This is a genomic window from Arthrobacter sp. LAR12-1-1.1, from assembly GCF_040676555.1.
Classification (GTDB): Bacteria; Actinomycetota; Actinomycetes; order Actinomycetales; family Micrococcaceae; genus Arthrobacter.
The window spans coordinates 1-255 of sequence record NZ_JBEGIG010000072.1 but is presented as its reverse complement, the minus strand read 5'-3'; the positions used below and the strand labels follow the sequence as shown (position 1 = coordinate 255).

Below are 255 nucleotides of genomic sequence, written 5' to 3'. Positions count from 1 at the left end.
CAAACCAGCTGCCTGATCGTGATCCGGAAGAGACCGCCGAATGGCTGGAGTCCCTGGATACCCTGATTCAGGAACAGGGCACCGAGCGTGCCCAGTACATTATGCGCAGCCTGCTCCAGCGGGCCGGCGCGCAGAGCGTGGGTGTTCCGATGGTCACCACCACGGACTACGTCAACACCATCCCGGTGGACCAGGAAGCGGCGTTCCCCGGGGACGAGGAAATCGAACGCAAGTACCGGGCCTGGCTGCGCTGGA

1 protein-coding gene is annotated in these 255 nt (G+C 63.9%); it reads left to right on the top strand.

What is annotated here, in order from left to right:
• On the top strand, positions 1–255 hold a 255-nt coding region (locus MRBLAR12_RS22095; protein WP_364748469.1), incomplete at both ends, for a hypothetical protein.